The 26,262-nt window shown below is 68.2% G+C and carries 23 protein-coding genes and 1 riboswitch; of the genes, 12 read left to right on the top strand and 11 right to left on the bottom strand.

The genetic code is table 11. The annotated features are described in order from the left end of the window. Positions 1 to 4: 4 nt before the first annotated feature. Positions 5 to 946, bottom strand: a complete 942-nt coding sequence (locus AB0B86_RS08650; protein ID WP_357416987.1) for a sugar ABC transporter permease — start codon at positions 944 to 946, stop codon at positions 5 to 7. Further along, positions 939 to 2,255: an extracellular solute-binding protein gene (locus AB0B86_RS08645; protein ID WP_357416984.1), complete on the bottom strand. Its 1,317-nt coding sequence runs from the start codon at positions 2,253 to 2,255 to the stop codon at positions 939 to 941. The genes AB0B86_RS08650 and AB0B86_RS08645 overlap by 8 nt, the downstream gene beginning before the upstream one ends. An 88-nt stretch (positions 2,256 to 2,343) precedes the next feature. On the opposite strand from AB0B86_RS08645, the gene AB0B86_RS08640 reads away from it, so the two are divergent. Beyond that, positions 2,344 to 3,468 carry an ROK family transcriptional regulator gene (locus AB0B86_RS08640; protein ID WP_357416981.1) on the top strand — a complete coding sequence of 375 codons (1,125 nt, stop codon included), beginning with the start codon at positions 2,344 to 2,346 and terminating at the stop codon, positions 3,466 to 3,468. A gap of 64 nt (positions 3,469 to 3,532) precedes the next feature. Beyond that, positions 3,533 to 4,819 (top strand): family 16 glycosylhydrolase, encoded by a 1,287-nt coding sequence (locus AB0B86_RS08635; protein WP_357409253.1) that lies wholly within the window; start codon positions 3,533 to 3,535, stop codon positions 4,817 to 4,819. 897 nt (positions 4,820 to 5,716) lie between these two features. Here the strand turns inward: AB0B86_RS08635 and AB0B86_RS08630 are convergent. From AB0B86_RS08630 to AB0B86_RS08620, 3 genes are all read right to left on the bottom strand, one after another. After that, the gene (locus AB0B86_RS08630; protein WP_357409255.1) at positions 5,717 to 6,277 is read right to left on the bottom strand and encodes a transglutaminase family protein; all 561 of its coding nucleotides are present in this window, start codon (positions 6,275 to 6,277) and stop codon (positions 5,717 to 5,719) included. 395 nt (positions 6,278 to 6,672) lie between these two features. Continuing rightward, on the bottom strand, positions 6,673 to 7,236 hold the full coding sequence (locus AB0B86_RS08625; RefSeq protein WP_357409257.1) for a suppressor of fused domain protein: 564 nt from the start codon (positions 7,234 to 7,236) through the stop codon (positions 6,673 to 6,675). Positions 7,237 to 7,509: 273 nt separating this feature from the next. After that, complete coding sequence (locus AB0B86_RS08620; protein ID WP_357409259.1) at positions 7,510 to 8,454, bottom strand: nucleotidyltransferase domain-containing protein; 945 nt, start codon at positions 8,452 to 8,454, stop codon at positions 7,510 to 7,512. 20 nt (positions 8,455 to 8,474) lie between these two features. On the opposite strand from AB0B86_RS08620, the gene AB0B86_RS08615 reads away from it, so the two are divergent. Further along, a complete protein-coding gene (locus AB0B86_RS08615) occupies positions 8,475 to 8,711 on the top strand; it encodes a hypothetical protein (protein WP_357416975.1) in 237 nt (78 codons plus the stop codon). Positions 8,712 to 8,806: 95 nt separating this feature from the next. Beyond that, positions 8,807 to 9,181: a VOC family protein gene (locus AB0B86_RS08610; RefSeq protein WP_357409427.1), complete on the top strand. Its 375-nt coding sequence runs from the start codon at positions 8,807 to 8,809 to the stop codon at positions 9,179 to 9,181. 443 nt (positions 9,182 to 9,624) lie between these two features. On the opposite strand, the gene AB0B86_RS08605 is transcribed toward AB0B86_RS08610, so the two are convergent. Continuing rightward, positions 9,625 to 10,914 (bottom strand): HEAT repeat domain-containing protein, encoded by a 1,290-nt coding sequence (locus tag AB0B86_RS08605; RefSeq protein ID WP_357416972.1) that lies wholly within the window; start codon positions 10,912 to 10,914, stop codon positions 9,625 to 9,627. 67 nt (positions 10,915 to 10,981) lie between these two features. On the opposite strand from AB0B86_RS08605, the gene AB0B86_RS08600 reads away from it, so the two are divergent. The 5 genes from AB0B86_RS08600 to AB0B86_RS08580 all read left to right on the top strand — a co-directional run bounded on the left by AB0B86_RS08600 (position 10,982) and on the right by AB0B86_RS08580 (position 16,530). Further along, positions 10,982 to 11,566 carry a PadR family transcriptional regulator gene (locus AB0B86_RS08600; protein WP_357416970.1) on the top strand — a complete coding sequence of 195 codons (585 nt, stop codon included), beginning with the start codon at positions 10,982 to 10,984 and terminating at the stop codon, positions 11,564 to 11,566. Continuing rightward, positions 11,563 to 12,573 carry a hypothetical protein gene (locus tag AB0B86_RS08595; RefSeq protein ID WP_357409266.1) on the top strand — a complete coding sequence of 337 codons (1,011 nt, stop codon included), beginning with the start codon at positions 11,563 to 11,565 and terminating at the stop codon, positions 12,571 to 12,573. Before AB0B86_RS08600 ends, AB0B86_RS08595 begins: the two co-directional genes overlap by 4 nt. A gap of 384 nt (positions 12,574 to 12,957) precedes the next feature. Then, positions 12,958 to 13,416: a nuclear transport factor 2 family protein gene (locus AB0B86_RS08590; RefSeq protein ID WP_357409268.1), complete on the top strand. Its 459-nt coding sequence runs from the start codon at positions 12,958 to 12,960 to the stop codon at positions 13,414 to 13,416. Positions 13,417 to 13,717: 301 nt separating this feature from the next. Continuing rightward, positions 13,718 to 14,611, top strand: coding sequence for a hypothetical protein (locus AB0B86_RS08585; protein ID WP_357416967.1), 894 nt, complete (start codon positions 13,718 to 13,720; stop codon positions 14,609 to 14,611). A 1,229-nt stretch (positions 14,612 to 15,840) separates the two neighbouring features. After that, entirely contained in the window at positions 15,841 to 16,530 is a 690-nt protein-coding gene (locus AB0B86_RS08580) for a hypothetical protein (RefSeq protein ID WP_357416965.1), read from the top strand. Between the two features lie 139 nt (positions 16,531 to 16,669). Here AB0B86_RS08580 and AB0B86_RS08575 read toward each other — a convergent pair whose 3' ends face one another. Then, positions 16,670 to 17,242 carry a hypothetical protein gene (locus tag AB0B86_RS08575; RefSeq protein ID WP_357416962.1) on the bottom strand — a complete coding sequence of 191 codons (573 nt, stop codon included), beginning with the start codon at positions 17,240 to 17,242 and terminating at the stop codon, positions 16,670 to 16,672. 301 nt (positions 17,243 to 17,543) lie between these two features. Further along, a riboswitch (S-adenosyl-L-homocysteine riboswitch) is annotated at positions 17,544 to 17,619 on the top strand. Positions 17,620 to 17,643: 24 nt separating this feature from the next. Here AB0B86_RS08575 and metH point away from each other — a divergent pair. Continuing rightward, positions 17,644 to 21,261, top strand: coding sequence for a methionine synthase (gene metH, locus AB0B86_RS08570; protein ID WP_357417230.1), 3,618 nt, complete (start codon positions 17,644 to 17,646; stop codon positions 21,259 to 21,261). 70 nt (positions 21,262 to 21,331) lie between these two features. Here metH and AB0B86_RS08565 read toward each other — a convergent pair whose 3' ends face one another. Continuing rightward, the gene (locus AB0B86_RS08565; protein ID WP_357409277.1) at positions 21,332 to 21,571 is read right to left on the bottom strand and encodes a hypothetical protein; all 240 of its coding nucleotides are present in this window, start codon (positions 21,569 to 21,571) and stop codon (positions 21,332 to 21,334) included. Positions 21,572 to 21,856: 285 nt separating this feature from the next. On the opposite strand from AB0B86_RS08565, the gene AB0B86_RS08560 reads away from it, so the two are divergent. Beyond that, the gene (locus AB0B86_RS08560) at positions 21,857 to 22,738 is read left to right on the top strand and encodes a hypothetical protein (protein WP_357416960.1); all 882 of its coding nucleotides are present in this window, start codon (positions 21,857 to 21,859) and stop codon (positions 22,736 to 22,738) included. Here the strand turns inward: AB0B86_RS08560 and AB0B86_RS08555 are convergent. Then, on the bottom strand, positions 22,727 to 23,650 hold the full coding sequence (locus AB0B86_RS08555; RefSeq protein ID WP_357416957.1) for an AEC family transporter: 924 nt from the start codon (positions 23,648 to 23,650) through the stop codon (positions 22,727 to 22,729). The two genes, AB0B86_RS08560 and AB0B86_RS08555, sit on opposite strands and share 12 nt — an antisense overlap. An 81-nt stretch (positions 23,651 to 23,731) precedes the next feature. Further along, the gene (locus tag AB0B86_RS08550) at positions 23,732 to 23,986 is read right to left on the bottom strand and encodes a hypothetical protein (protein WP_357409283.1); all 255 of its coding nucleotides are present in this window, start codon (positions 23,984 to 23,986) and stop codon (positions 23,732 to 23,734) included. Between the two features lie 312 nt (positions 23,987 to 24,298). On the opposite strand from AB0B86_RS08550, the gene AB0B86_RS08545 reads away from it, so the two are divergent. Next, entirely contained in the window at positions 24,299 to 24,955 is a 657-nt protein-coding gene (locus AB0B86_RS08545; RefSeq protein WP_357409284.1) for a TetR/AcrR family transcriptional regulator, read from the top strand. A 49-nt stretch (positions 24,956 to 25,004) separates the two neighbouring features. Here the strand turns inward: AB0B86_RS08545 and AB0B86_RS08540 are convergent, their stop codons facing one another. Continuing rightward, complete coding sequence (locus AB0B86_RS08540) at positions 25,005 to 25,919, bottom strand: NADP-dependent oxidoreductase (RefSeq protein ID WP_357409286.1); 915 nt, start codon at positions 25,917 to 25,919, stop codon at positions 25,005 to 25,007. Positions 25,920 to 26,262: the final 343 nt, after the last annotated feature.

Below are 26,262 nucleotides of genomic sequence, written 5' to 3'. Positions count from 1 at the left end.
CGGATCATGTCTTCTCCCGGGTGAGGCGGTTCAGGGCGAACATGACCGCGCAGGTCAGCAGGGACAGGACGACGGCGAGCGCACAGGCGGTGCCGACCTGCCCCGCGGTGAAGGTCAGCCGGTAGATGGCGACACCGGGCACCAGTGTCGACTCGCCGGGGCCGCCGGCGGTCATCACGTAGACGACGTCGAAGCTGGCCAGGGCGGCGATCACGGTGACGGTCGCGGCCACCGACATCTCCCGGCGCAGACCCGGCACCGTGACGTGCCAGAACTCGTGGATCGCGCCGGCGCCGTCGAGCCGGGCGGCTTCGTACAGGGCCGGATCGATCTTGCCGATTCCGGAGTACAGCAGCAGGAAGCAGAGCCCGGTCGAGACCCAGGTCCCGACGACTCCGACCGCGGGGTAGGCCCAGGTGAAGTCACCCAGCCAGGCCCGGGTGAAGTCGGACAGGCCGACCGCGCGCAGCAGCGCGTTGAACGGTCCGTCGTCGTCGAAGAACAGCTTCCAGACGCTGCCGACCGCGACCAGCGGAAGGATCTGCGGCAGGAATATGACGGTACGGACGAAGGGCATGCCCTTCCAGGGCACGTTCGCGACGAGCGCCGCCAGCACCAGGCCGAAACAGATCGGGATGACCGAGTAGAAGATGATCAGCCCGAAGGCGTGGACCAGGGAGAGCCGCAGCGCCGGGTCGGCGAGGATCTCCCGGTAGTTGTCGAGCCCGGCCCAGGTGGCGACGCCGATCCCGTTCCAGTCCCAGAACGAGATCCACAGGCTGTGCAGCCAGGGCGCGATCACGAAGGCCGCGTAGAAGAGCAGTGCCGGTGCGGTGTAGAGCAGCGGTACGAGTCGTGAGCGCGAGCGCCGGGCCCGCACCGGCGTCGCGGATGCGACGACGGTACGGTCCCGGACGGCCACGCGATTCGCGAGGCTGTCAGCCATGCGTCTTGGCCCAGTCGGCCTGGACGGCCCGGATGAACGCGGCCGGGTCGACCTTGCCGGCGATCAGCTTCTGGGTCTCGGCGACCAGCGTGTCGTTCATGGTCGCGGTCGCGTTGTTGTTGAACCCGATGAGCCCGTCATCGGTGTTGACCTTGTTCCACGCGGCGATCAGGTCGGCGGAGATGGTGCCGGGCTCGGCGGTCACCGTCGAGGTGTCCGAGGGCAGGAACCCCTGGGCGAACGAGGCCTTGGCGGCCTCCGGGCCGCGCAGGAAGTCCAGGAAGGCGGCGGCGGCCTGCGCGTTCTTCGACTTGCGCGAGATCCCGTACGCCACCGAGGTGCCGATCGCGGTGGCCTTGGGGCCGGGGAAGGGCACGAAGCCGGCGTCGCCCCGCAGCGCGTCGCCGATCTTCTTCGAGTCCCAGGAACCGTCGACGAAGAAGACGCCGTCGCCCTTGGTGAACTTGTCCACGGCACCCTGCAGGTCGATGCCGTTGGCGTCCTTGGAGTAGTAGCCCTTCGTACCCCAGTCGGCGATGCTCTGGGCGCCCTTGGCGTTCCCGGCGGTGTCGAAGGTGGATCCGCCCTCACCGAAGACCCACTTGGCGTACGCGGCCGGGCCGTCCGTGGACTGACCGATGAGCTGGATCGGGAAGGAGGCGTGGCCCTCCTTGTTGCCGAGTTGCAGCGGGGTCTCGCCGCCGGCCTTGGCCTTGGTTAGGGCGGCCTCCAGGTCCTCCAGTGAGGCCGGAGCGGCGGCGATGCCGAGCTTCTTCAACTTGGCCTTGTTGTAGTAGAGCCCGACCTGGGAGAAGGACGCGGGTGCCGCGTACAGGTCGCCCGAGCCGAGGGTGGTGCCGTCCTTGGCGACCCGCCACTGGTTGAGCTGTCCGGCCGGGTACGCCGACTCCCAGCCGTACGCCTTGGCGTAGGGCTGAAGGTTGAGGATCAACTGGTCCTTGACGGTGGTGCCCACCGCGTTGAGCAGCACGATGTCGGGCGAGGTGTCGCTGGAGAGCGCCAGGTTGAGCGACTTGTTGTAGTCGTCGTACGTGGTGTCGACGTAGTTGATCTTGACGTTGGGGTGCTTGGTCTGGAATGCCGGGATGATGTCCTTCATGGCGGCACCCGACTCGGGGGTGGCGATCAGTTTGAGTTCCACAGGTCCGGACGGAACGCCGGTCTGCACTGCCGCGTTCGCGTCGGCGGTCGGTTCGTCGCTGGATGAACTGCCCGGCGCGCACGCGCCGAGAGCGAGAAGCACGGCGGCCGCGCCGAGCGCACTCTTCGCTGAGGTCATTGACTTCATGGGGGATCTCCCTGGGCAGGAGTAGTTTCGAAGGAAACTTGCGTTCGCTATAGTGGGCCGTCTACGAACGCACGTCAAGGGGCAGCGAATGACCGTAGGTGATGCTCTTCCAGGCGGGGACCAGAGCGCCTTACGGCACCTGAACACGCGTCGTGTGCTGCGGCTCCTCTACGAGGGGCCGTCGCTGACCATCAGCGGTGTCGCCCGCGAGACCGGGCTGTCCCGCCCCACCGTGCAGGGCATCCTGACCTCACTGGTGGAGTCCCGACTCCTGGTCCTGGACGGATTCGACAACGCCCCGACCGGAGGACGACCGGCGCAGCGCTACCGCTTCGCCGCGGACGCGGGCATCGTGGCCGGCCTCGACATCGGGGCGCACGCGGTGTCGGTGCGAATCGCCGACCTCGGCGGCGCGCAGGTGGCGGCCGCTCGCGCCGCCATCGACCCGGACCTGGAGCCCGCCGGCCGCATCGACGCCGCGGTCAACCTGCTGCGACGCACGATCCCGACCGACTCACCGCGGTTGTGGGCGGCCTGTGCCGGTTCCCCGGGCATCATCGCCGACGGTGTCGTGCGGCTGAGCGTGGCCATTCCGGACTGGACCGGAACGGCGCTGGCCAAGGAGCTCACCGCCCGTCTGGACTGCCCGGTCAGCGCCGTCAAGGACGCCAACCTCGCGGTCCTCGCCGAGCACCGGGTCGGTGCCGCGCAGGGGGTCGACCACGTCCTGTACGTGCATGCCGGGCACCGCCTCGGCGTGGGTGTCCTGGTGGACGGCAGGCCGTTCGGCGGCGGCCGGGGGGCGGCCGGCGAGATCGGCCGGCATCCGGGCCTGGGCTGGGAGGCGGCACCCCGCAAGCTGCTCTCCGATGCCGGGGTCGCTCCCGGCATGAATTCCCGCGAGTGGGTCTTCGCGCAGGCCAGGCGGGGGGACAGGCGCGCGGTCGAGGCCGTCGACGACTACGCGCGGGCCCTGGCCGAAGGAGTCGGCGCCATGGTCCTCGCCATGGATCCGCAGTTGGTGGTGGTCGGCGGTGGCATCGCCCGCGCCGGCGAGACGGTAATGGAGCCGGTGCGGCGCCACCTCGCCGAGATCCTGTACGAGTTGCCGGGTCTGGCGATCTCCGCGCTCGGCGACGACGCGGTGGCGATCGGGGCTGTCGAGACCGCCCGGGACGCGGTCCGCGCGGAGCTCTTCACCGACGGCTCTTGACAGCTTCGGGGCGCACCGGCATATTCCGAAAGAACTTTTCTTTCGTTTCCCCCGGGAGTGCCTCATGGCGCATCGCTTTCGAAGAGTTCTCGCCGCCGCCGGTTCGATGATCCTCGGTGTCACCCTCGCCGGCGTCGTCACCGCCCCGCCGGCCCAGGCCGGTGACACCCCTCCCAGCCCGCTCGCCAAACCGGGCTACACCCTCGACTTCGCCGAAGAGTTCGACGTCAACACCCTCAACACGAATCGCTGGCTGCCCTACTACCTGCCGCACTGGACCTCCCCGGCCAACCGGGAGCTGGGTGCCAAGGCGCGCTACACCATCGCCGACGGTGTGCTCACCCAGCGGCTCGACGCCGACACCCCGGCGTGGAATCCGCAGTACGACGGCACTGTCAAGATCTCCTCGTTCCAGACCTACAACAAGGACTACTGGCACAAGTTCAACGGGTCCATGCCGTTGAACCACCACGAGCCCGACTTCAACGGCTACACGTTCCAGTACGGCTACGTGGAGCTGCGCGCCAAGAAGTCGAACGTCGGCGGAGGCGGCCACCAGGCGCTCTGGCTGGTCGGCACCGGGGACACCTCCAGCGCCTCGCGCAACCCCGAGGTCGACATGGTCGAGACGTTCTTCAACGAGCCGAACAACTGGCGGATCGCCGCCCACGGCTGGGGCGACCCGAACTTCCTCTCCAGCTCGTACGCCTCGATCGCCCCCGTTCCCAGCGGGTCGCCGACCACCGAGTTCCACACGTACGGCATGGAGTGGTCGCCCACCGACCTCAAGTTCTACTACGACGGCCAGCTCTACCGGACGATCAACGACGCCCCCAACATGCCGATGGGGTTGATCATGGGCATCTACACCGACGCCGGCTCCGGTCAGCACAACAACGTCTGGCCCAAGACCTGGAGCGTCGACTACCTGCGCGTCTACAAGAAGGACGGCGGCTACCCGTTGTCCTACCAGCGGTTGAAGAACCGGCAGACCGGCCAGTACGCCAAGGACGACGGCAGCGGCACCGCCAAGTATGTCGCCGCTTCCGCCTCTGACCAGTCCGCCCAGTGGGCCGTCGAGAACGTCGACGGTTACGTCCGCTTCAAGAACCGCGCCACGGGCAACTACCTGCACGTGGAGAACCAGACCGGCAACGTGCAGACCGGGACGGTGCCCGGCACCTACTGGTCGGCGCAGTGGGCGCAGGAGTCCGTCGACGGTCGCCTTCGCCTGAAGAACCGCTGGAAGGGCACCTACGCCCACACCGAGAACGCGACCGGCAGCATCCAGTACGGCGCCGCGCCCGCCAACTGGTGGACCAGTCAGTGGGTGCTCGAACCCGCCTCCTGACGAACCGTTTCCGGCTCCATCGGCCGCGTGGAGCCGGAAACGGTCCCCCATCAACCGGGCTGCGCCAGTAGGAATAGCAGGAGCAATGCGGCGGCAATCAGCAGAGGGGTCGAGGCCCAGGCGACAGCTACCACCACCGCTGTCCTCGTGCCGTTGTGAGCAGGCTCTGACCTGCTGGTCGTGGTGGCGAATCCGGTCCGGCGGCGTCGTCTCGGGAAGACGTAGACGCCCACTCCCAGGAGTACGAGCCATAGCGGCACCAGCAGCGGCGCGAGCGCCGGCCAGACGGGCCACACCGGCTCGGTGAGTTTCCTGTTTCCAGGACCGCCCAGGTGAGAGCGACACCGGCCCGTGCCGTACACCAGCGGTCCGAAGCGAGCAGCGAATGACCGCAACGGCAGTAACTACTACGCCACGTTGTACGCACTGATCCTCAGTCTGGGTTGCCGAGGCGACTGGTTCCAAGTCATCTGCTTTGGTCCGCCGCCGACCGTGTTCATTGGCCAAAATCGGCCGGTGACCGTCGGTGACCTCCTCTTCTACGACTCCGGCAGCGCCAGCACCCTGGAAGAAGAGTTGGTGTGTGAGGTCAGACAACGGCTGATCCTGCGACAGCGATATGGGGCGGAGATAGCCTCGAGCAAGGGCCCTGACCTGCTCTGGCACGAGCAGGTGCACTCCATGCAGTGGTCCAGGTCCTCCCGTTGGGAAGTGTTCGCTGCTTCGTACCTCAAGGATCCCCACCGGTACGAGTCGGAAGCCAACCTCTATTGGTGCGGTTACGAGGTCTACCCGGGGGCGTCAAGGTGCTAGCCGTGCGGCGGATCTGACCGACCGCATCGAGCATGCGGCCGACGCGACAACGAGTGTCGCGTCGGCCGCATGCGCTGTCCCGACTCAGGGCGTGGCGGGTAACCCGGCGCGGCACAGTTCAAGAGCGTCTCGGGCGCCGCGCAGGGCTGCGATCACATTGGGCGAGGGTCGCACGTGCACTTCAGGGAAATCGGTACCGGTCGACGCGTCGGTGATCGGGTAGGCCAGTTGCTCATGCCCGAGCCGGAATTGGGCGTCGATGCCGGTGCGGTTGCCACGCGGGTCCTGGCGATGCCAGCGGCCCGCGAGGTATACGGCGACGAGGCCGTGCAGGAAGGGTTCTCCTCCGTCGGTCAGCTGTTGGTAACACAACCCTGCCGGAACGCCGGCGGCCCGGGCCACGGCCACCAGCAGGTGCGACTTGGCATAGCAGAGGCCGACGCCGGCGCTGAGCACCTCGCCAGCGGCGACGGTTATCCGCGGATCCTGGGCGTCCACGGAGTGTCGGATCCGGTCACGAACCCATGTGAAGGCGGCCCGCATGAAGTCGACGTCGTCCGGATGCGCCGCGCGTAGTTCACCGGCCAACGCCCGCACTGCCGGATGGCCCACCTCGATGACCGCGTCACCGCCCAGGTACTCCATCGGGTCGCCAGCAACCAGTTGCATAGCTGTCCTTTCCCCGCCGCTTCTCGGATCGAGGCTGCTCCATCGCGCCATGACCCATCGCGTTACGGTGACGGTGCTATCTCACCGCAGCCACGCTTCGCCTGTCGCCCTCATTCCCGCGCGCAGCTGCGGCAACGCGCACTGATCTGCCGCTGACAAGGCGCGGCGATCGTGAGCGTGCTTCCCGACCGGCCGATGCGGCTGCGGGAGCAATCGCCCTGCGGGCCCAACGTGGTGCCGGTGGAGGCCACCAGTTCCTCCCTGGCTGGGTCTCCGGCGCCCCGGCACGGCCGTGCGTTTAGCAGCCCCCGTAGCAGCGGTGGCCCCGGACGCCGCGCAGCCGGGCACCTACCTCGCCTGCGGGGTGCGGCTCAGACCACCGAACGTCGGTGCAGGTCGAGCAGATCAGTGGTCTGGTTCTCCCACACGGTGTAAAGGTCGTCGATGCTGTTGTTTCTGGCGTAGGTGAGTTCAGCGTGCGTCGCCGGCAGTAGCGTGATCAGCTGTAGCTCCGGCTTTCCGTCCGAGTCCGGCAGGGCGTCGAAACCATCGGCGGCGTACGGGTGGGTGCCAGCCACGACGCCGGCGATCTCGGTGCCGGGGACGACCGGGCCCGGATCCGCGGACATGACTACCTCGTCGAGGCCGAGCCCGGCCCGGCGCCCCATCACGATCGCGGTGGTCAAAGGCACGAGCAGGTGTGCCTCCTTCCGCTGCTCCGCGTGTACGGTGCAGACCAGCTCCTGCGGCAGCACCGCGGTGATCCGCTGGAACCGCAGGCCATTGGTGACCACCGAGACGAGGCTGTTCGGTGCGTAGCAGAACAACAGGCCGTAGCCGCGGTTACGGCCGAGGGCGGTCGGTTCCTCGAACTCCCGAGCCTCGCCCAGATAGCGCTCCAGGTGTGGCAGAAAGTCCGCGAATCGTTCGGTCATGAGGGTCCTCCCAGCCTCGGCGGCCACTGACTATCGCCGGAGTCCGGGCCGGCTGGTATCCATCGGTTGGGTCGAGCCGGCCGTAGCCGAGCCGCCGATGTCCGTGGCCGCCGCAGTGCAATCTGTCGTGTGGTTCGCTGGAGCACCATATGGCTGTAGTGACCGCAGCCGGGTACTGCGGATTCCGATCCATGAGCGGCGTTCGTCGGTGGGTGCTCGACCTGAAAGTGCCGGGACTCGTTCAACTCGGGCAGAGCCTGGGTGGGCGTTCCGCTATGCCTGCCTGCTGGCTGGGTCGTCAGGCCGGCAGGGGTGGATCAGGTTGCCGAGCGCGCCGGTCGGATCGTGCAACGCGCGGGCGCCGTCGGTGACGACTCGGCGGGTGCCGGGGTCGAGCGGTTCGGTGCCTGCCCAATCGGGCGCGCCGATGTTGATCTCCACTTCCAGGCCAGAGGCGGTGCGGAAGCGGCGTTCGATGACCGCGCCCCATGATTGAACCCTCATCAGATCGCCGATGGCCAGTTCGTGCACCCAGAGGTTGTCGGCGTATCGAGCCTGGTCGGTAGTGAGCAGGACGAGGTCGACGTCTGAGTCTGGCCGGGCGGAGTTTCGGGCGTACGAGCCGGCCAGAAGTAGGCCGGCGACGTCCCTGTGTCGTGCTGCCCACCGTGTGACACGGCTGATGATCTCTTCAACTTCGGCGATCCGTTCGGACGAGAGCGCACTTGGTCCGTGGGTTGCCGTTCGGTCGTTGTGCATCGATCGGTCTCCTTGGGTGATGCGATGGCTGATCCCGGCGGCGTAGCTGGTCCAGTCGCCGGCGCTGGCGCATTGCCAGGCTGCCGCGCTGGATATGTGGGATGGGCTGCCTCGCCATTCGGCGGCGCCCCACCGAGCGCGAGCGGGCTGATCGCGCTGGTGACCGACCCGGTACGGCAGCGGACGCAGTTCCTGCGACAGCCAGCCGTGGCAAGCTGTCTGATCCTGGCCCGCGACTGCCTCGGCGTCGCTATCGGGCGGTTGCCGCGGGATCGGCTGCGCCGGATCGGCCGGGCCGCGCCGGCCGTGGGCGTGCTCACGCTGGTCACCCTGGTATTCGTCGCCCTCCCCCCGTCGGGGCTGACCGCCCTGCTCGGCTCGTTCACCAATGTGGCAGTGGCGGCGTTGCTCGTGCTCGGGGGGTATGCCTGGGTCGTGAGCCGCGCGGTCCGGCGCCATGGCACCACCCGATCATCGCAATGGGTGCCACGCTGCTGGCCACGACGGCCTGGCTCGCTGTCGACGATGCCTGGCGGAGTCGGCCGGAGCCGCGCGGCAGCGACGCCTTCTACCAGACGGGCGTCAGTGTGTCCGTGGCCGTCGAGACCGGGCCCGACGTCCAGACCGCCGTCGCCGTCGCGGCGCTGCTGCTCGGAGCCGCCCCGACCGTGCTGGCCTGCGCGAGGCTCAGCACGACCCACAACGAGACGCGCTGAGCCGCGCGCCCTCCAGCCGTGACTTCTGAACGGCGAGCGCGCACATCTAGCCGAGATGAGTGCGCCGCAGTGGGAGAGGGCTGCCCCTCGTCGCTATGGTCGGTGTCGTGGAGACACTGGGCCGACTTGCCGGAGTCACGGTCGACTGCCGGGATCCGCAGCGACTGGCTGACTTCTGGTCCGTCGTGCTTGGAGGACGCGTGACGGAGTCCCTTCCCGGCTGGCGGCGCGTCACTGTCGCCGGGGGCGGCCCGGTGCTGACCTTCCAGCCGGTCCCGGAGCCCAAGGCCGGCAAGACGCGACTACACCTCGACATCGCCGTTACCGACATTGACGAAGCGGTCGATCGGATTGGGATGTTGGGCGGGCGGTGGACAGGTGAACGGCATGACTACCAAGAGGGCGCGGTCCTCGTCATGACCGACCCGGAGGACAACGAGTTCTGCGTCGTGCAGTACTACCGGGTGTGATCTGGTTAGGCTTTCGACCGAGCATCCGAGACCTGCTGAGGGCGTCGTACGCGCCGTCGTCGTTGCACACTGATCACAAGCGGCCGCGAGAGTGTGGAGCCGTCGACACACTCTTCCGCTGCTGACCAGGCGCGGCGATTGTGAGGGTGCTGGCCGATCGACCGAAGCGGCAGCGGGAGCCAGCGCTGGCGCCAACCAAACACTGGCCGGCAGTCCACGATCGATTGGCGCCCGGGGTGAGCTCCGGTCCAGGGGAGCAGATCGGGTGATCCGGGTCGGGTGACGGGATCTCGGCACCGTCCACCCGGCGCCGTGCCCGGCTGGCGAGTCGCCGCACGGCGGCCGGGGTTGACCGGTGGCGAACGCCCGGGCCTGGGCGGACAGCCACGCGGGAACGTCCACGACGGTCTTTCCAGGCGGGTCGCTGGCTGTGGGCTGCCCGGTCAGGCAGCGGTGGGATTGGTCAGCCGGTCCAGTTCGGTTGCGGCGAGTCGGCGCACTGTCTGATCGGGGTCGCGGGTATACCGGTGGAGGATGTCTGGGGCGGCGTCGGGCGCGACATGTCGCGCGACGACTGCGACCCGCTGACGGACCATCGGGTCCGGGTCATCCACCAATTCGGCGAGCAGATGCTCCCCGTGCGAAGGCCTGCCACCGGCGCCGGCGAGTCCGCTGAGGGTGGCAGCTCGTACTGCGGCCTCGCCGTCTCCTGCCAGCATCGTGAGTTGCGGCGCCACGCGGGGATCCGAGTCGGCCGCCTGCGCGAGCGCTTTGGCGGCTTGGACTCGCAGCTCCGGGTCTTGGTCGGCAGCCAGCGCCAGCAGCGTATCGACCGCCGCCGGCCCTCCGACCGAGCCGAGGGCTTCCGCGGCGCCTTCGCGGACGTGCCGGTCGGGGTCGTGGAGGAGCCGTTGCAAGGCCGGGGTCGCCTCGTGGCTGCCGAGTCGCCCGAGTGCGTAGGCGATCATGGACCGTACTCGCGGTGTCGGGTCGGCGGCGTGAGCTACGAGAGGTGCGACCGCGTCGACCCGGCCGGTGTAGCCAAGCGCGCTCGCGGCCGATACCCGTACCTGCTCGTTCAGGTCACGCAACGCCAGGACGAGTGCGCCGAATGCCCAGTCGTTGCCGGCTGGGTCAGGGAGCGAGCCGACAGCCATGGACCTGATCTCCGGGTCCGTGTCGGTAACGGCTGCGGCGAGGAGTTCGACATCCTGTACTTCGACCACGAACCCGAGAGCCCACAGCCCCACACGGCGCAGCTCTGAGGTCTCAGCAGTGGCGAAATCACGCGCCACGCCCCGGCTGGTCGCCCGATCTGCGTGCAGCAGCTCGATGACCTCGGCCTGCAAACTGTCCTGGTCGTCTCCGAGATCGCGCGCCGAAGCGCGTAGCAGCACCGGCAGTGCCGCCACGCCCTCGATGCCGGCCAAGACTTGGGCAATGAGGTCCCGGCCGTAGAAATTCCCCTCGTCGAGGAACCGGTCCAGCGCCTCCCGCAGCCGGGGTACCAAGGCAGTGTCCCCGGACGCTGTCAGGGCCGCGACGGTTGGCGCGATGTCGTCGTAATCGTCCTCAAGCTCCACGGCATGCCGGACCACAGTCTCCAACGCCCCACGGCTGTCGATCACCCGGTCACCATGCCAGACAACCATCGGCGGCGGAACTCCGCAGCTGAGCATCAGGTTCTGTGGATCATGCACGGCCGCGATCAGCGCGACTGCAGCGATGCCCACCCTGGCCATTGTCTCGGGTGTCCGGCTCCGTCTTGCGGATAGGCGTATACGCCTATAGGTTGCCTGGATGCCCTTGAACGCGTCACGGAACAGCCTGGTGTTGCCGATACTCGGGCTCCTCGTCGAGCAGCCCGCGCACGGCTACGACATCACGACCCGACTACGCGAGCGGTACGGACACCTCTCGGTCACCCGCAGCACTGTCACGTCCCTGCTGAAGGCGCTCGAGAAGGCAGGCATGGTCTCCTCCCGGCTGCCCGAGCGGGTAGGCAACCGGCCACCACGCACGGCCTACGAGTTGACTGCCGCAGGTCTCGCCGACTTCCGCCACAAGGTCGAGACTGGGGTACGCGACACCCAAGCCGCGTCCGTGGACTTCGTCATGGCGGTCGCCTACGTCGGAGTTCTTCCGATCGACCAGGCGACGTGCATCCTGGACGGTCGGGTCGGCCGTCTCGAACAGGAACTGGCTGCCCTTTCGGGGGTGCTCGACGGTGACGTACTCGAAGTCCACATGCTCGAAGTCGCCTACTGGCGCACGATCGTCGCCGCCGAAGCCACCTGGATCAGGAGCCTGGTGCGTCGGATCCGCGCGGGCGAGATCGGCTGGCCAGCCCAGCGAACCGACCAATACGGAAGTGCGGACGCGTGAAGTTCGGTATCTATCCGGGCGGGCGGGTCGGCACGATGTGTTCCCACCCACCCGATGTCGCCGCGATCCGCCACCTCATCGACGACCTCTCGGACGGTCGCCCCTTCGTCATCCGCGAGTACGTGCACTTCTTCGGCGACGCGGCATCGCCGGATGTCGTCACCTCACTCGGTGCCGAAGGCGAACTCGCTCACCTGACGATGCCCGACGGGTGGTACGTCGAGGGAAACCGCGAACTGGACCTCGTGGTCAGCTACATCCCCCGGGCGGCGGACCTCTCCGGATGGCTGACCTTCCTCGACACCGTCATCGACCGCTACGGTCACCTGACGCGCTACCTCCAGGTGACGCTTGAGCCGAACTTCCCCATCCCGCTCATCGACGGAAGCGCACCCGGCGTGCTCGAGGCCCTGACCCTCGGCATCCCGCACGCACGCGCCGCACTGGACCGGCGGGGTCTCCAGCACGTGCGGATCGGCTTCTCCGTCGCCGAACCACCGGAGTGGTTGGGCGGCGACGACCAGTTCTGGTCGCACCTCTCCTCGGTCCCGTACCGGGACTTCGCGTCCCACGTCGACTACGTCGGCCTGGGCCTGTACCCCGACGCCTTCTCACCCGTCGCCCCACGGGGCAACCCGGGAGACACCGCATCCCTCACCACCCACGCCCTGCACCACCTGCGGGACGGGTCGCTGCCCCGCGCGCACATCCCGCCCAGCACTCCCATCCACATCGCGGAGAACGGCACCCCCAGCGGGCCACCGCGCACCGAGCAGGCACAGTGCGACTCACTGTCAGACATGCTCGGCGTCATCCTCACCGAACAAGAGTCACTGAACATCACCCACTACGAACTGTTCAGCCTCAGGGACGCCGACAGCAGCTCCACGGAACCCACCGGGACACTGGGCATCGTCACCGACACCTACCGACCCAAGCCCGCCCTCGCCGTCTACCGCGACGTCGTCCGCAGCGCTGGCCCACTGCCCGTCCCCGGACATCCCTGAGCACGGCGAACCGAAACGCAGCGGGGCGGGCCAATGTCCACTGTTGGCCCGCCCGCACCGCTCTGAAAGCCGACGAACTCGCCGCCTCCCATCGAGGGGAGGCCGCGAGCCGGTTCTGGTGCCGAATCAGCTCACGCGGGGCCGTCGAGATAGCCGACGCGGGCATCCACGCGATGATGCCTGCCACCGTCAGGATCCGGTATCCGGATCGCCGTCGACCGTGCGCGTCGGCCACGGGCAATGTCCTGAGCAGGCCCATCAGGCTGGCGACCTCTTCGGGGCGTCCGAATGTGTAGGGTGCCGCAGGTGGCCCACCGGCCATCCCCGGATGTGGTCCGCGGCATGCCCCAACTGGCATCTACCGATATTCGAAGGAGGCCCGGCATGACTAGCCCACGCGAGACCTTTCTCCGACTGGTGAACGGTGTCTGCGACGGTCCGTACGAAGACTTGGCCGACCTGTACGCCGAAGACACCCATGTCGAGCATCCGTTCCACCCGCTCAACCCGCCGCCGCTGCGTAGCCGCAGCGAGTTGCACGAGCACTTCACCGCGCCGCCTCCGGTCGCTCGGACGCTGAACCGTAAGCCGGTCGACGTGACGATTCACGAAACTGCGGACCCGGAGGTGATCGTCGCCGAGTTCGCCTATCAGGGGCGGGTCGCCGAGACAGGTGAGGCTTTCACTGTGCCCTGCGTCTTCGTGATGCGTATCCGTGACGGGCTGATCATCGAGTCGCGTGACTACATCGACCACGTCGCCAGCGCGCGGGCTTGGGGTCAACTCGACAGCCTTCTGACCGCGCTCCGTCCACAGGAAAGCGAGGGCAGTGCTCGACCCTGATTCATGCTCGACACCAGAGCACTCGTCCGCTGACAAGGCGCGACGATCCTGAGGTGCGGCGCGGATGCCGTCAGAACGACGAGTCTGGCTCCGGAGCGGCCCCCAAGGGTGGAGGGATTGAGGGGCCTGCAGGGTGTAGCTGCGTGGCTTAGGATCACTGCCGCGCGGGGCCGTCGCCCGGCCTCGGACCTGGGGGAGGTTGTTCGTGCGGCGGTTCGCGGTGGTGTGTGCTGTTGTCGCGCTGTTGAGCGGGTGCGGTGGAGGCTCGTCTGGGCAGCCCACAAGCAGTAGTGGTGCACCGGTGGGTGACGACGGCGTGATCGAGCCGACGGGCCAGGCCGGTCTGCCGTCGGGCATCGTGATCTCGAAGGACAACGTCTCCACTCGTACCAAGGACCTGCTGGTGTATGACCTCACCACGGGCAATCTGCTCGCCACTGCGGCGGCACCGGGCGAAGCCAGCGTCAACCGTCGGGAGGCGTTCGACGCGACGATGCAACGCCTGGCATACACCAACGGCTGCGAACTGCAGGTGGCGACGCTGACCGATGGCGCCTATGTCCCGTCCGGACAGTGGACCGCGCCGCAGGCGTTCGGCGAAGCTAAGCAGTGCTTTGACAACCCGACGTTCGGCGAGGACGGACGGATCCGAGCCACGGTCGGCGCCACGGTAACGGAGCCTGGCCGCGTGATGTCCGTCGATCCCTCCCAGCCTGATGCGGCTCCGAGGGAGGAGGGCGCGGGAAGCGTGCGAGAGGAAAAGCAGTTCCGTATCGCCGACGTGAAGAAGTCTGACGTGCGGGTTTACGTCCGCGGCAGCTCGGTCGCCAGTCTCATGGTCACCGGGGTCAAGCCGGGCGGTGATGTACTAAGCGGCGACTTCTGGTACGACTGCAAGACGCCTGTCGACAAGACCGCGTTCTTGTGCACCTCCTCTCTCGACATTTCGCGCCAGTACTACGGCAGCGTCGCTCTGGCTACGGTCGACGTGCCTGCTGGCACTGTCACGGTCAAGCAGGTGGCGCCGGCGAGTAAGGCTTCCCGACCGACGGTCCTGCCCTCTCCCGACAAGAAACGGGTGGCGATCAACGACTCCACTGGCTGGTACACCACGAGCCTCGACGGTTCTTCAAGCCCAGCCCGCCAGCCCCTCAGTGATCAGCAGATCCTCGGCGACATCCTCTTCTGGGCCTGAACCCACTCCTCGGAGATCGTGACCCGGCTGGTACGCGCTGAGCCGCGCGGCGCCTTGAACTGCGCCCAACCGCGTCCGCCAGTCGCTGCACAGCGGTGGCCGGGGGATGTTCGAATGATTCGGGGCACCGGAAGGTGTACAGCGAGTAGCCGCGCCCGATCTGCACGCCGACGGTGTCCGGGGACGCGGTCGGGTTCTCCTCGGACGGGCGCCAGCGCCGGAGACGACGTCGAGGGTGATGGACGACTCCCAGCCGTCCTCTCCGCCGGCAGGCGACAACCAGAGCCTCTGGCCGTCCGGGCTGAACGCCACGTTCCGTCGGTACTCGGCCGGGGGAATCCCGTCGAGCACGGTGATGCCCGGAGGGGCCCAGCGGACGGTGCTGTTGCCGTCCGCTACAACCAACTGCGGCTCGCCCGGATGCCAGGCAGCAGAGGGTGCCCGCCGGAGTCGGCCGCGGTGGGAGTCGTAGACGGCCGACCCTGCACCGACACCGCCGATCTCGCGCAGCTGCCCGACCTCGTACTCCCAGATCCGGATCGCCGGGCGTTCGGCGTCCCAACCGGCTATCAACGGCAGCTTGGGGTGGCAGAGCAACCGCTCGAGCGCGGCTCCAGAGGTCGCCGTCCTCAATCCCATTCTCGTCCAGCGCGTTGTAGATCGTCAGCCAGCCGTCCGCGAATCGTAGGCCCAGCGCCATGGCGCCGTCTGCCAAGTCGCCGCCGGCCCACTCCAGAAGCTCTACCGCATCGAGCCGCTGCCCGTGCCGATCAGCCAACGCGGCGGGAGCATCATCACGCCAGCGGAGCAGGAAGCTGTCTGACGTCGGCCATACCGGCGTCTGGGCCACGTCGATCGAACAAAACGTGATCGACAGATCATCGAACTTCTGATGGTTCACCTCGAGGCGCTCCTCGTCGAAGTCGAAGACCATCGGGCAGTCGGCGAACCAGGTGCCGTCGGCGTCATCCCAGACCACCCAGCTGGACGTCAGTCGCCGGCCGACAAGCCCCCGCAACCGTTGAGCGTGACGACTGGCGACTTCGGCAGCTCCGTTCAGCCAAACTGGCTGGTAGTCGGTGATAGTCCTGAGCCGGCCTGATTCACGGTCGGATATCCGGATCTGCGCCCGTGCCGTGCCGCGCCTCGACGCGAGGAGCTACGGCCGACGCAACGACCGCTGAACGTAAACTGCCCGGGGCCCCGGGAACGACCTGCGGAAGGTGCGTATGTCCTCTGCTGACAAGGCACGGCGGTGGCGGAAGATCCTGTCCGAATTGCGCCCCGCACTGCCGGGAGAGTGGCGCCTGCGCGGCGTCGGCGTCGGCAGCGTGTTGGCACGTGAGCCGCTGGACTGGTCCCTGGCCTGGATCGGATACTCCGGTTCGCCCACCCGGCCCGTGGGCTGGGTCACCGCCGGCGTGCAGCCGCTCGTAACGTCCCTCACGAGTTGGGCTATGACCTATGGCGTGCGGATGGACGAGGCGCCATCAGGGCCGCCGACGGTGGACCTGATGTCCGATGCGGCGGCCGGCCAGACCCGGCAGTTCGTGCTCGACACCGGCCTGACAACAATCGACGAATGGCCGCCCGCGCGCCTCGCCGACGCGGCCGAGCGGTCCTTCGCCCAGGACCCGCGCCAGCGCCGCATACACTGGCACCATCTACCGGGTTGGCGGGTGGTCAACGGCACCGCTTCGCCAGTCGAGCCCGCGACGCAACTCGCTCAGCTGTGCCGCGACCGGGCCGCCGGGTATTCCGGCAAGGGCGTCCGGCAACTGGTGGAGAAGGCCACGTTCTACGAACGGCTCATCCAGGCATGGCACGACGGAGAACGCGAGGCGGCTCTCCGGTTCCTGACCTCGCACCGGGATCAGGCGTTGGCCGCCCGGAAACTCGACAAGGTGCTCACCCCGTAGGTCGCCGTACCCGGTTCGCCCAGGGACACGAATGCCCTCCGGCCGGACCTGAGGGCGTCCTCGCGCAGGTAGACATCGCGGTGGTCGTACTGGCCTCGCCTGCGTCGCCGACAGGTGGCGCAGTAGGTCCTCCCCCCGGTCAGGCCGCCGCTCGGCTCATCGCGGCACTGGCCAGCCCGTTCAACGTGGTCAGATCGGCCGCACCCAGGTACGAGTCCGACATCATGACCACCACCAGGTAGTGGCCGACCGCGGCGGCGACATATCCGACGTAGCGGTCGCCCTCGTCGTAGGTGCCGAGGAACAGCACCGTGTCCGGCCCGAGGTGGTCCTCGGCGACTGGGTCGAAGCCCTCCTCATCGCCGCCAGCCCCGCACCGGCCGAGCTGCGCCTTCAGTTCGGTGACGTACGCGTGTGCCCCCTCGCCGCGGTACCAGGCGACGTTCTCGTAGATCCGAAATCGGGTACCGAGGTCGGCCGCCTCGGTGTGGCTCGCGACCGGCTGCGGCACCGGCGTGTCCGCGCACGGCTGGGGTGGCAGCGACCACACCAGCCCGTCCTCCACCGGCCCCGGCACGGCCCCGCCGAGATCGTCCGGCTGCAACATGATCCGGTCAGGGATCCCCCGTGGCCGCTGCTGCGCCGCCGCCGGCCCGCTCGCCGACACCAGCCCCAGGATCGCAGCCGTCACCACAACCAATGTCTTTCGCATGCGAACCATCCTTTACATCGCTGGTAACCGATGGATGAGCGCAGATACCCAGCTCTTCGTGAGTACGCGACACCACGCCCGGCACTGCTCATGATCAACCGCCAATCAGCGAACCGCCGTCCTGCACCATCCGTGGACCGGTGGGCCGAACCACCCGATGAGGACGCCCATCCGGACCCCTATTGAGCCGATAACGCCGCGTCCTCGTTTCGCGCCGGCGGTGTGCCTCGCCGCCACACCGTCCGTGCAGGGGCCACACCAGGGACGTCTACACAAGCGGGTCGGGCTACTATCTGGCTCTGAGGTCGAGAGGCGCTGCGACGGGCGGAGCCCGCCACGCTCGGCCTGCAATTCTTCGACAAGGGCGCCTCCGAGCTTCGGAGGTGGGCTACTTGAGCGCGTTGTTGAGCCAGAGGACCACTGCATCGGCGCTGCGGCAGCTGATGTCCCAGCGCATTCTGGTGTTGGACGGTGCCTGGGGCACGATGTTGCAGGGCGCACAGCTCACCGCCGCGGACTATCGAGGCGACCTGATCGTCGACCATCCCCAGGACGTCAGCGGTGATCCGGACCTGCTCAACCTCACCCGGCCGGACATCATTCTGGACGTACACCGGCAGTATCTGGCCGCCGGCGCCGACATCACCACCACCAATACCTTCACGGCGACCAGGATCGGCCAGGCCGACTACGGGCTCCAGTCACTCGTTCATGAGATGAACGTCCAGGGTGCGCGGCTGGCCCGGCAGGCGGCGGACGAGTTTGGCGGGCGGTTCGTGGCCGGCTCGGTCGGGCCGCTGAACGTGACGTTGTCGCTGTCGCCGCGGGTCGAGGATCCGGCGTATCGCGCCGTCGACTTCGACGACGTGCGCGCGGCGTACGCGGAGCAGATCTCGGCGTTGGTCGAGGGCGGTGTCGACCTGCTCTTGATCGAGACAATCTTCGACACGTTGAACGCGAAAGCCGCGATCGCCGCGGCCCGTGAGGTCGCACCGCAGCTGCCGCTGTGGATCTCCGTCACCATCGTCGACCTCAGCGGCCGGACCCTGTCGGGGCAGACGGTGGAGGCATTCTGGCGGTCGATAGAGCGGGCCGAACCGCTTGTCGTCGGCGTCAACTGCTCGCTGGGCGCCGCCGAGATGCGCCCGCATGTCGAGGAGCTTTCCAAGATCGCGGGCACCTACGTGGCGTGCCACCCCAACGCCGGTCTGCCGAACGCCTTCGGCGGCTACGACCAGAGGCCGGAGGAGACCGCCAGCCTGATCGGCGAGTTCGCCGCGGCTGGCATGGTCAACATCGTTGGCGGCTGTTGCGGCACCTCACCGGCCCACGTCGCCCGGATCGTCGACGCCGTGGCTGGCACACGCCCGCGGACGGTTCCCGTTCCGGCTGACACCACCCGGTTCAGTGGGCTGGAGCCGTTCGCGATCGGTCCGGACACCGGGTTCGTGATGATCGGCGAGCGCACCAACGTCACCGGCTCGGCCAGGTTCCGTCGGCTCGTCGAGTCCGACAACTATCAGGGCGCCGTCGACGTGGCCCTGGAGCAGGTCCGCGGCGGGGCCAACCTGCTCGACGTCAACATGGACGCTGACCTGCTCGACAGCGAACGCGCCATGACGACCTTCCTCAACCTCATCGCTACCGAGCCCGAGGTCGCCCGGATCCCGGTGATGATCGACAGCTCGAAGTGGACGGTCCTTGAAGCTGGCCTCAAGTGCGTGCAGGGCAAGGGCGTGGTCAACTCGATAAGCCTCAAGGAGGGCGAGGAACCATTCCTGGCTCAGGCGCGCCGGATCCGTGACTACGGCGCCGGCGTGGTGGTGATGGCCTTCGACGAACAGGGCCAGGCCGACACCACGGAACGCAAGGTGTCCATCTGCGGCCGGGCCTACGACCTGCTCGTGGAGCAGGCCGGGTTCGCGCCGGAGGACATCATCTTCGACCCGAACGTCCTCGCGGTCGCCACCGGCATCGCCGAGCACAACGGGTACGCGAAGGCCTTCATCGACGCTCTCCCGCTGATCAAGGCGCGTTGTCCGGGTGCTCGCACCAGCGGCGGCATCTCCAATCTGTCGTTCTCCTTCCGCGGCAACGACGTGGTTCGCGAGGCAATGCATTCGGTGTTCCTGTCGCACGCGGTCCGCGCAGGGTTGGACATGGGCATCGTCAACGCCGGCCAGCTCGCCGTGTACGCCGATATCCCCGCCGACCTCCTCGAACTCGTCGAGGACGTGATCTACGACCGGCGTCCGGACGCCACCGACCGCCTGGTCACCTTCGCGTCGACAGTCACCGGTTCCGGCACGAAGCGCGAGGTCGACCTGTCCTGGCGCGAGGCGCCGGTGACCGAGCGGCTGTCGTACGCGCTGGTCCACGGCATCGTCGACTTCATCGAGCAGGACACGGAGGAGGCCCGGCAGGGTCTGGCCCGCCCGCTCGAAGTCATCGAGGGCCCGCTGATGGACGGAATGAAGATCGTCGGCGACCTGTTCGGCGCCGGCAAGATGTTCCTGCCGCAGGTGGTCAAGAGCGCCCGGGTGATGAAACGCTCGGTCGCCTACCTCGAGCCGTTCATGGCAGCCGAGAAGGAGCAGGCCCGCCTGGCGGGCCGGGTCGACCCGGGCCGCGGGCAGGGCAAGGTCGTGTTGGCGACGGTGAAGGGGGACGTGCACGACATCGGCAAGAACATCGTCGGCGTGGTCCTGGGCTGCAACAACTACGAGGTCATCGACCTGGGTGTGATGGTTCCGGCTGGCCGGATTCTGGACACGGCCGTCGCCGAGGGCGCCGACGCCATCGGCCTGTCCGGCCTGATCACGCCGTCGCTTGACGAGATGGTCTCGGTCGGTGCCGAGATGCAGCGCCGCGGCCTCAAGGTGCCCCTGCTGATCGGCGGGGCCACGACGTCGCGTCAACACACCGCCGTCCGCATCGCCCCCTCGTACGACGGCACAACCGTGCACGTGCTCGACGCGTCCCGGGTCGTCGGCGTGGTCTCCGACCTCCTTGATGACGGGCGGGCCCGCGAGTTGGACCGCGCCAACCGGGTCGAGCAGGAGCAGTTGCGCGAGGCGCATGCCAACCGGCACTCCCAGCCGATGCTCGGCCTGGCTGAGGCCCGCGCAAACCGCGAGAAGGTCGACTTCAGCGACCTGCCGACCCCAGCCTTCACCGGCCTGCGGACAGTCCAGCCCACCCTGCCCGAGCTGTGCGAGATGATCGACTGGCAGTTCCTGTTTCTGGCCTGGGAACTCAGGGGCAAGTTCCCGGCGATCCTGGACCAGCCGGTCGCCCGCGAGCTCTACGACGACGCCAACACCCTGTTGGACGAGATCACGGCGAGCGGGTCCTTCCAGGCCCGGGGCGTCTACGGCTACTGGCCCGCGCACTCCGAGGGCGACGACATCGTCCTCGGCAGCGGGTTGCGCCTACCGATGCTGCGCCAGCAGACGGTCAAACCGGCCGGCCGCGACAACCGTTGCCTGGCCGACTACGTGGCCCCCGACGGCGACCACCTGGGCGGCTTCGCCGTGACCATCCACGGCGCCGATTCCCTCGCCGCACACTATGAGGCCCAGCACGACGACTACCGCGCGATCATGGTCAAGGCGCTGGCCGACCGGCTTGCCGAGGCCTTCGCCGAGTACATCCACCTGAAGGCCCGCCGCGACTGGTTCGAGCCAGACGCCGAGCCGGACCTCGCCGACCTGCACGCCGAACGCTTCCGAGGCATCCGACCGGCGCTCGGCTACCCGGCCAGCCCAGACCACAGCCAGAAGCAGGAGCTGTTCGACCTGCTGAATGCCGCCGAGCTCGGCCTCGGCCTGACGGAGTCCTTCGCGATGACGCCGGCCGCCAGCGTCAGCGGGCTGATCTTCGCCAACCCGGCAGCGAAGTACTTCACAGTGGGTCGTATCGGCAAGGATCAGGTCGAAGACTACGCAGCCCGCCGCGCCATGAACGTCGCTGACGTCGAGCGGTGGCTGCGGCCCAACCTGGCCTATGAACCGTCCTGACCGGTGTGCCGGCCAGTGGGCAGCGCCCCGCCGTCATTGGCCTCCCCGGGTCATCCGGCGCCGACGCGGATCAGGCAGGGTTGGCGGTGGCTTGGACGAACGACAGGAGCCGCGGGAGTACGTAACAGAATTCGCCGCCGCCCCATGAGTCCACGAGGCCGCCGGCTCGTTCCATCGCGTCCCAAAGCGGTTCAGTAGAGCGGATGATGGCTTCCGCAGTGGCCGTATCGACGTCGATGGCGGCGCATACAGCCGCCGTCAGTTCCGTGCGGGACTCGGCCGGCATGTCTTCGAGCGGATCGCGATGCATCCGCAGAAGTTACCTCAGCAGACGTGAGCGCTCACGAAGCTGACAAGGCGCTCGATCGTGGCCGTGCTTCCAATCGTCCGATGCGACTGCGGGTGCAATTGCCCTGTTGCCCAGGCCATTGCGGCTGTCGGTGGGCCGGCGGGTCGGGGGACCTGTTCGGGATCGCGGGGCGGGCGCGGATCCTCCGCGCCCGCCTTGCCGTGCTACCGGGCCGACCAAGTGGGGCAGCCCCTCTCGGCGTCGGGGGACGCCGTGATCGATGGCTACGCGTGGCAGGATGCCTCGGTGCGTCCTCGGCTGTTCCTCCTTTCCGCTGCTGCGCTGAGCTCTGCCGTCCATGTGGCGGGTGTCCTGACGGCTCGTCCGATCTGGCGTTACGCCGAGGTGCTGAGCATCGTTCTGCTCCTTGCCTGTGCCATGGTCAGCCGATCGCCGGGACCTCGCTGGGCGATCGGGGTGGGCCTCACGGTCCTGCTTGTGCACGCGGCCCGGACGGTGCCGGAGGCCCGGGACAGCGGTGGCGGTGGCTGGAAGGTGCTCGTACCCGGCTCGGGCTTCGACACACCGTCCGCGTTCGAATCGGGTCTGTCCCTCTGCTGGCCGTCGTTGACCGCGGTGTTGGGGCTACTCATCGCCTGGCGCCGCGGTGGGTGGCGCCTACCGACGGCCGTGCCGGCTGTCGCGGGGGCACTGCTGGTCATCGGGTACGCGGTCGTCCGTATCGTTGGTACTGGACGTGCCGTTGCTGCTGAACCTTCACGAGCGTCCGGCACCGGCGTGGCCGACGTGATGATGGCCGTGGGCATGGCCGCCCTGCCGCCCCTGGTTCTCGGGATTACCGCGTTGGCACTCGCCTCGGCGCTCGCAGGTCACCGTCGACGGCTCGCCTCGCTCGGCGCGGCGTTGCTGGCACTCATGGCGCTCCTTTTGATCGACGCCTGCGTTGCCACGGTCCCGATGCCCCTGTACGTGGGTGACGCCTACGCCGTGTTCGCCTGGGATGCCATCACGCCAACGCTGTCCATGCCGCAACCGATGCCGGCGCTCACGGCGGCGGTCGAACTGACCGCGTACCTGCTGCTCGTCGCGGGCCTGACAAATTCACACGGGCCGGCGAGTGTCGGGAACGGAGGGTGGCGGACCCGTCGCGTTGGCCTACCCGAGTAGCGTCGCCGCCGCGGCCAGGGTGGCCAGTGACAGCGTCGTGGTCACCACCACCGCCCGGTTGGCCACCGCCTCGCCGACGCCGTACTCCTGACCGAAGATGAACGTGTTCTGCGCTGTCGGCAGGCCCGCGCACACCACCACGGCGAGCAACTGGGGCGCGGACAGGTGCAAGGCCAGCCCGGCCGCGTACGCGATGACCGGCTGTGCGACGAGCTTCAGCGCGGTGATCAGGGCCAGCTCAGCCAGCTCGGTCGGCTCTGCCGGCGACGGCGCCGGGCGGTGCAGCGACGCGCCGAGCGCGACGAGGGCGGCCGGAACCGCGGCGCCCGACAGCAGGGTGAGCGACACGCTGGCCGCCGATGGCAGATGCAGGCCCGCGGCCGAGCACGCGACGCCGAGCAGCGACGCCAGGATCACCGGGTTGCGTACCGGCAGGGTGGCGATACGGCGGACCCTTATCCGCCCGGCCGGGTCGCTGTGCCGGTCCAGGGCGACCAGGATGACGGGCGTCACCACCAGAACCTGCAGCAGCACCACCTCCGCCAGGAACGACACGTCGCCGAGGACCTGCGTTGCGATCGGAATGCCGAGGTTCGCCGAGTTCACGTACCCGGCGGCCATGCCCCAGATCGGCCGTTCGCCGGGCTCGCGACCGAACAGCCAGCTCGCGCCCACCCAGCCGAACCCGACGACCGCGGTGGTGCTCAGCCCAAAGGCGAGCAGTGAACGGCCGTCGAACCCGGAGAGCGGCATTCGGGACAGGGCCAGGAACAGGGCGGCTGGCATCGCAAGGTGGAACACGAACCGACCGAGCACCGACGCCCCAGCCTCGCCCAGCAGGCCCCAACGACAGGCCGCGTAACCGAGCGCGGTGAGGATCCAGATCGGCACGAACGCCGACACCAGGTTCATCCGGGTGTCACCGACGGGCTGGTGTCGCGCCGGTTGTCAGACACATCGACGCGTCCAGGGCACGGCCACCTGGTCGCCAGCTCAGGCGTAGCCGTCCGGCTCGGTGTAGCCGTGTCTGAGCAGCGCGGTCCGGAGCTGGTTCTGCCACGTCTTCTCATCGGCTTCGCGCCATTGGTGCTGGCGTGCGCATTGCCAGTTTGGCGGCGGTTCCTCGGGGACGAGACACCCGCCGAGCGCAAGGTCGCCGTCGGCAGCGGCCTTTCTGGCCTCCGGGGCCGGTAGGCCGAAGAGCAGTGGGACGCCCGTCGTGTGGCATTCGGGGCAGGTTGGATTCACCTCGCCACGGTACCGACCCGGCGGCGTCCACGCGCGCGGGCCGCGGCACGTCGAGCTGCACCGGCCGGCACCACGCCGCCCTCCTCGCCTCACCAGGCACCACGCCTGGCAAGGCAGGTCGAATGAGGACCCCGTGGTCCAGGAAAAGAATTGCAGGCTGCTGGTCATCCTGTTCTCGGCATCCGCTCATTCAGGCTGGCGGCGCGCGTGCCCGTATTTCACTGGCAGGTCGACGCGACATGAGGTCAAATGGACTTCCGGGTCCTACTATTCTTGTAATATCCGACCCGCGCCGCTGGATACACTTGACCGATGGGCGACGAGCAGGTGGCTGCGCCAACGAAGCAGCGGAGGATCAGTCAGCGGGGTGCCGCGACGCGAGAGCGGATCCTCGAGGCGGCCAACCGGCTGATGTTCGTCCGCGGAGTGAACGCGACGACCCTCGACGACGTCCGCGAGGCAAGCCAGACGAGCAAGTCCCAGCTCTATCACCACTTCGCCGACAAGCAGGAGTTGGTGCGCGCGTTGGTCAGATACCGAGGCGCGCTTGTGCTTCAGCGCGAGCGTGGCGGGCTTGAACGACTGAGGTCGTTCTCGGGGCTGGTCCGTTGGCGTAACGCGCTTGTCCAGGCCAACTCGCTGAACAACGGCAGACACGGGTGTGGTCTCGGGTCGATGGCCATCGAGTTGTCCGACCAAGATGAGCAGGCTCGATCGATGCTGTCGGAGACGTTCGCGGCATGGGAAAAACTGATAAGTGATGGTTTGCACCGCATGCGGGACAGCGGTGCACTGCGTCCGGACGCCGACCCGGAAAAGCTGGCCACGGGGTTGATGGCAGCACTGCAGGGGGGCTACCTGCTGGCGAACGCCGCGCACGACGTCGCACCCATGGAAGTTGCTCTGGACATGGCGCTGGACCACATCAAATCGTTCCTCGTGAAACCGTCCGGCGAGCCGACCCGCTGAGGTTCCCGTTACGGCCGACCAGCCAGACCGCTTGCTGTCCGCCGAGTTCTCACTGACGAACGCGGATGACCGTCTTTCCGGTGGTTCGTTCGAGCGGACCGGAGGCGACGACGTCGTCGAGGGCCTGGACGCTGCTGATGTTTGTCCGGAGTCGTCCATCCCGCACCCGCTGGACGACCTCACCCAGTTGAGCCCGATCGGGCACGACGACGAAGTCGACAGCCAGGCCGTCGGCGGGCCGCGCCTCCGGCGGCCCGACGACGGACACCAGCGTTCCTCCGGTTCGAACCAGGCCTGCGGACCGCTTCCCGATGTCGCCGCCGATGACATCGAACGCCAGATCGACTCCGCCGACATCTTCGAGGACATCGTTCTCGAGGTCGACGAACTCGTGTGCGCCGAAGTCGAGCGCCGTCTGGCGGTGGGCAGCGCGCCCGGTGCCGATCACGTGGGCGCCGGCCTCACGCGCGAGCTGCGTCACCATCGAACCGACTGCGCCGGCCGCTCCGTGCACGAGGACACTCTGCCCCGCCTGGAGGCGGCCGTGTTCGAACAGGCCCTGCCACGCGGTCAGACCCGAGATCGGCAGGCTCGCGCCCACCGCGAAGTCCACGTCGCCGGGCAGCGGGGCGAGGTTACGCGCCTCGACGGCCACGAACTCCGCCAGGGTGCCGTCACGATGCCAGTCCGTGAGGCCGAACACCCGCTGTCCCACCGACAGTCCCGTCGTGCCATAGCCGAGAGCGGTGACCACTCCGGCCAGCTCGTGCCCGGGGATCGACGGCGTCCGGTCGCGGCCGAGGCGATCGGTCCAGGTCGAGGGCCACGCCAGCTCTGTCGGGACGAATCCCGACGCATGAACCTGAACGACTACGTCATTGAGCGCCGCGGCCGGCTCGGGCCGCTCCGTCAGCGTCATCCCGGCCATTCCCGCGGCCTGATCCGTCACTACAATCGCCAACATTCGGCGCCTCCCTGTATCCGGTCCCCGTTCGCGCGGTCACGAGGTGCACGTTTCGTTTCACAAGCATGTGCGGCGCCAAGCCTCGGTGTCCCACCACGCCGATCGGTAGCGGTTGTGGCGCGAGGGTCTCGAGGAACGAGCGCGATAGCGCATCGTCGGCAAGGCGAGGCTGGGGTCGAGGCCGCGCTGGCGCGGTCCCCGTCGTCACGTTCGAGGGTCAGTCGCGGCCGGTCGTGGCGCCGCCCCCGGCGACGATCTGGCGGGTCGTGGCGAGCCCATGTCGCTGCTGCCGTCGACGATCACTTTACGGCCCTCGGAACTCTCACTCGTGACAGTTGGTCCT

The organism is Micromonospora sp. NPDC049047, from assembly GCF_040649135.1.
Classification (GTDB): domain Bacteria; phylum Actinomycetota; class Actinomycetes; order Mycobacteriales; family Micromonosporaceae; genus Micromonospora.
This window is presented reverse-complemented; position numbering and strand designations above follow the sequence as displayed.

Excerpts from the sequence above, each read along its gene's own strand:
- AB0B86_RS08555 (WP_357416957.1), bottom strand. The coding sequence starts at position 23,650 with ATGAACCTGGTGTCGGCGTTCGTGCCGATCTGGATCCTCACCGCGCTC.
- AB0B86_RS08545 (WP_357409284.1), top strand. The coding sequence starts at position 24,299 with ATGGGCGACGAGCAGGTGGCTGCGCCAACGAAGCAGCGGAGGATCAGT.
- AB0B86_RS08625 (WP_357409257.1), bottom strand. The coding sequence starts at position 7,236 with ATGACCGAACGATTCGCGGACTTTCTGCCACACCTGGAGCGCTATCTG.
- AB0B86_RS08630 (WP_357409255.1), bottom strand. The coding sequence starts at position 6,277 with ATGGAGTACCTGGGCGGTGACGCGGTCATCGAGGTGGGCCATCCGGCA.
- AB0B86_RS08600 (WP_357416970.1), top strand. The coding sequence starts at position 10,982 with ATGCCCTTGAACGCGTCACGGAACAGCCTGGTGTTGCCGATACTCGGG.
- AB0B86_RS08640 (WP_357416981.1), top strand. The coding sequence starts at position 2,344 with ATGACCGTAGGTGATGCTCTTCCAGGCGGGGACCAGAGCGCCTTACGG.
- AB0B86_RS08610 (WP_357409427.1), top strand. The coding sequence starts at position 8,807 with ATGGTCGGTGTCGTGGAGACACTGGGCCGACTTGCCGGAGTCACGGTC.
- AB0B86_RS08575 (WP_357416962.1), bottom strand. The coding sequence starts at position 17,242 with ATGCGAAAGACATTGGTTGTGGTGACGGCTGCGATCCTGGGGCTGGTG.
- AB0B86_RS08645 (WP_357416984.1), bottom strand. The coding sequence starts at position 2,255 with ATGAAGTCAATGACCTCAGCGAAGAGTGCGCTCGGCGCGGCCGCCGTG.
- AB0B86_RS08650 (WP_357416987.1), bottom strand. The coding sequence starts at position 946 with ATGGCTGACAGCCTCGCGAATCGCGTGGCCGTCCGGGACCGTACCGTC.
- AB0B86_RS08565 (WP_357409277.1), bottom strand. The coding sequence starts at position 21,571 with ATGCATCGCGATCCGCTCGAAGACATGCCGGCCGAGTCCCGCACGGAA.
- AB0B86_RS08615 (WP_357416975.1), top strand. The coding sequence starts at position 8,475 with ATGGGTGCCACGCTGCTGGCCACGACGGCCTGGCTCGCTGTCGACGAT.
- AB0B86_RS08635 (WP_357409253.1), top strand. The coding sequence starts at position 3,533 with ATGGCGCATCGCTTTCGAAGAGTTCTCGCCGCCGCCGGTTCGATGATC.
- AB0B86_RS08580 (WP_357416965.1), top strand. The coding sequence starts at position 15,841 with ATGTCCTCTGCTGACAAGGCACGGCGGTGGCGGAAGATCCTGTCCGAA.
- AB0B86_RS08620 (WP_357409259.1), bottom strand. The coding sequence starts at position 8,454 with ATGGCGCCGGACCGCGCGGCTCACGACCCAGGCATACCCCCCGAGCAC.
- AB0B86_RS08590 (WP_357409268.1), top strand. The coding sequence starts at position 12,958 with ATGACTAGCCCACGCGAGACCTTTCTCCGACTGGTGAACGGTGTCTGC.
- AB0B86_RS08540 (WP_357409286.1), bottom strand. The coding sequence starts at position 25,919 with ATGTTGGCGATTGTAGTGACGGATCAGGCCGCGGGAATGGCCGGGATG.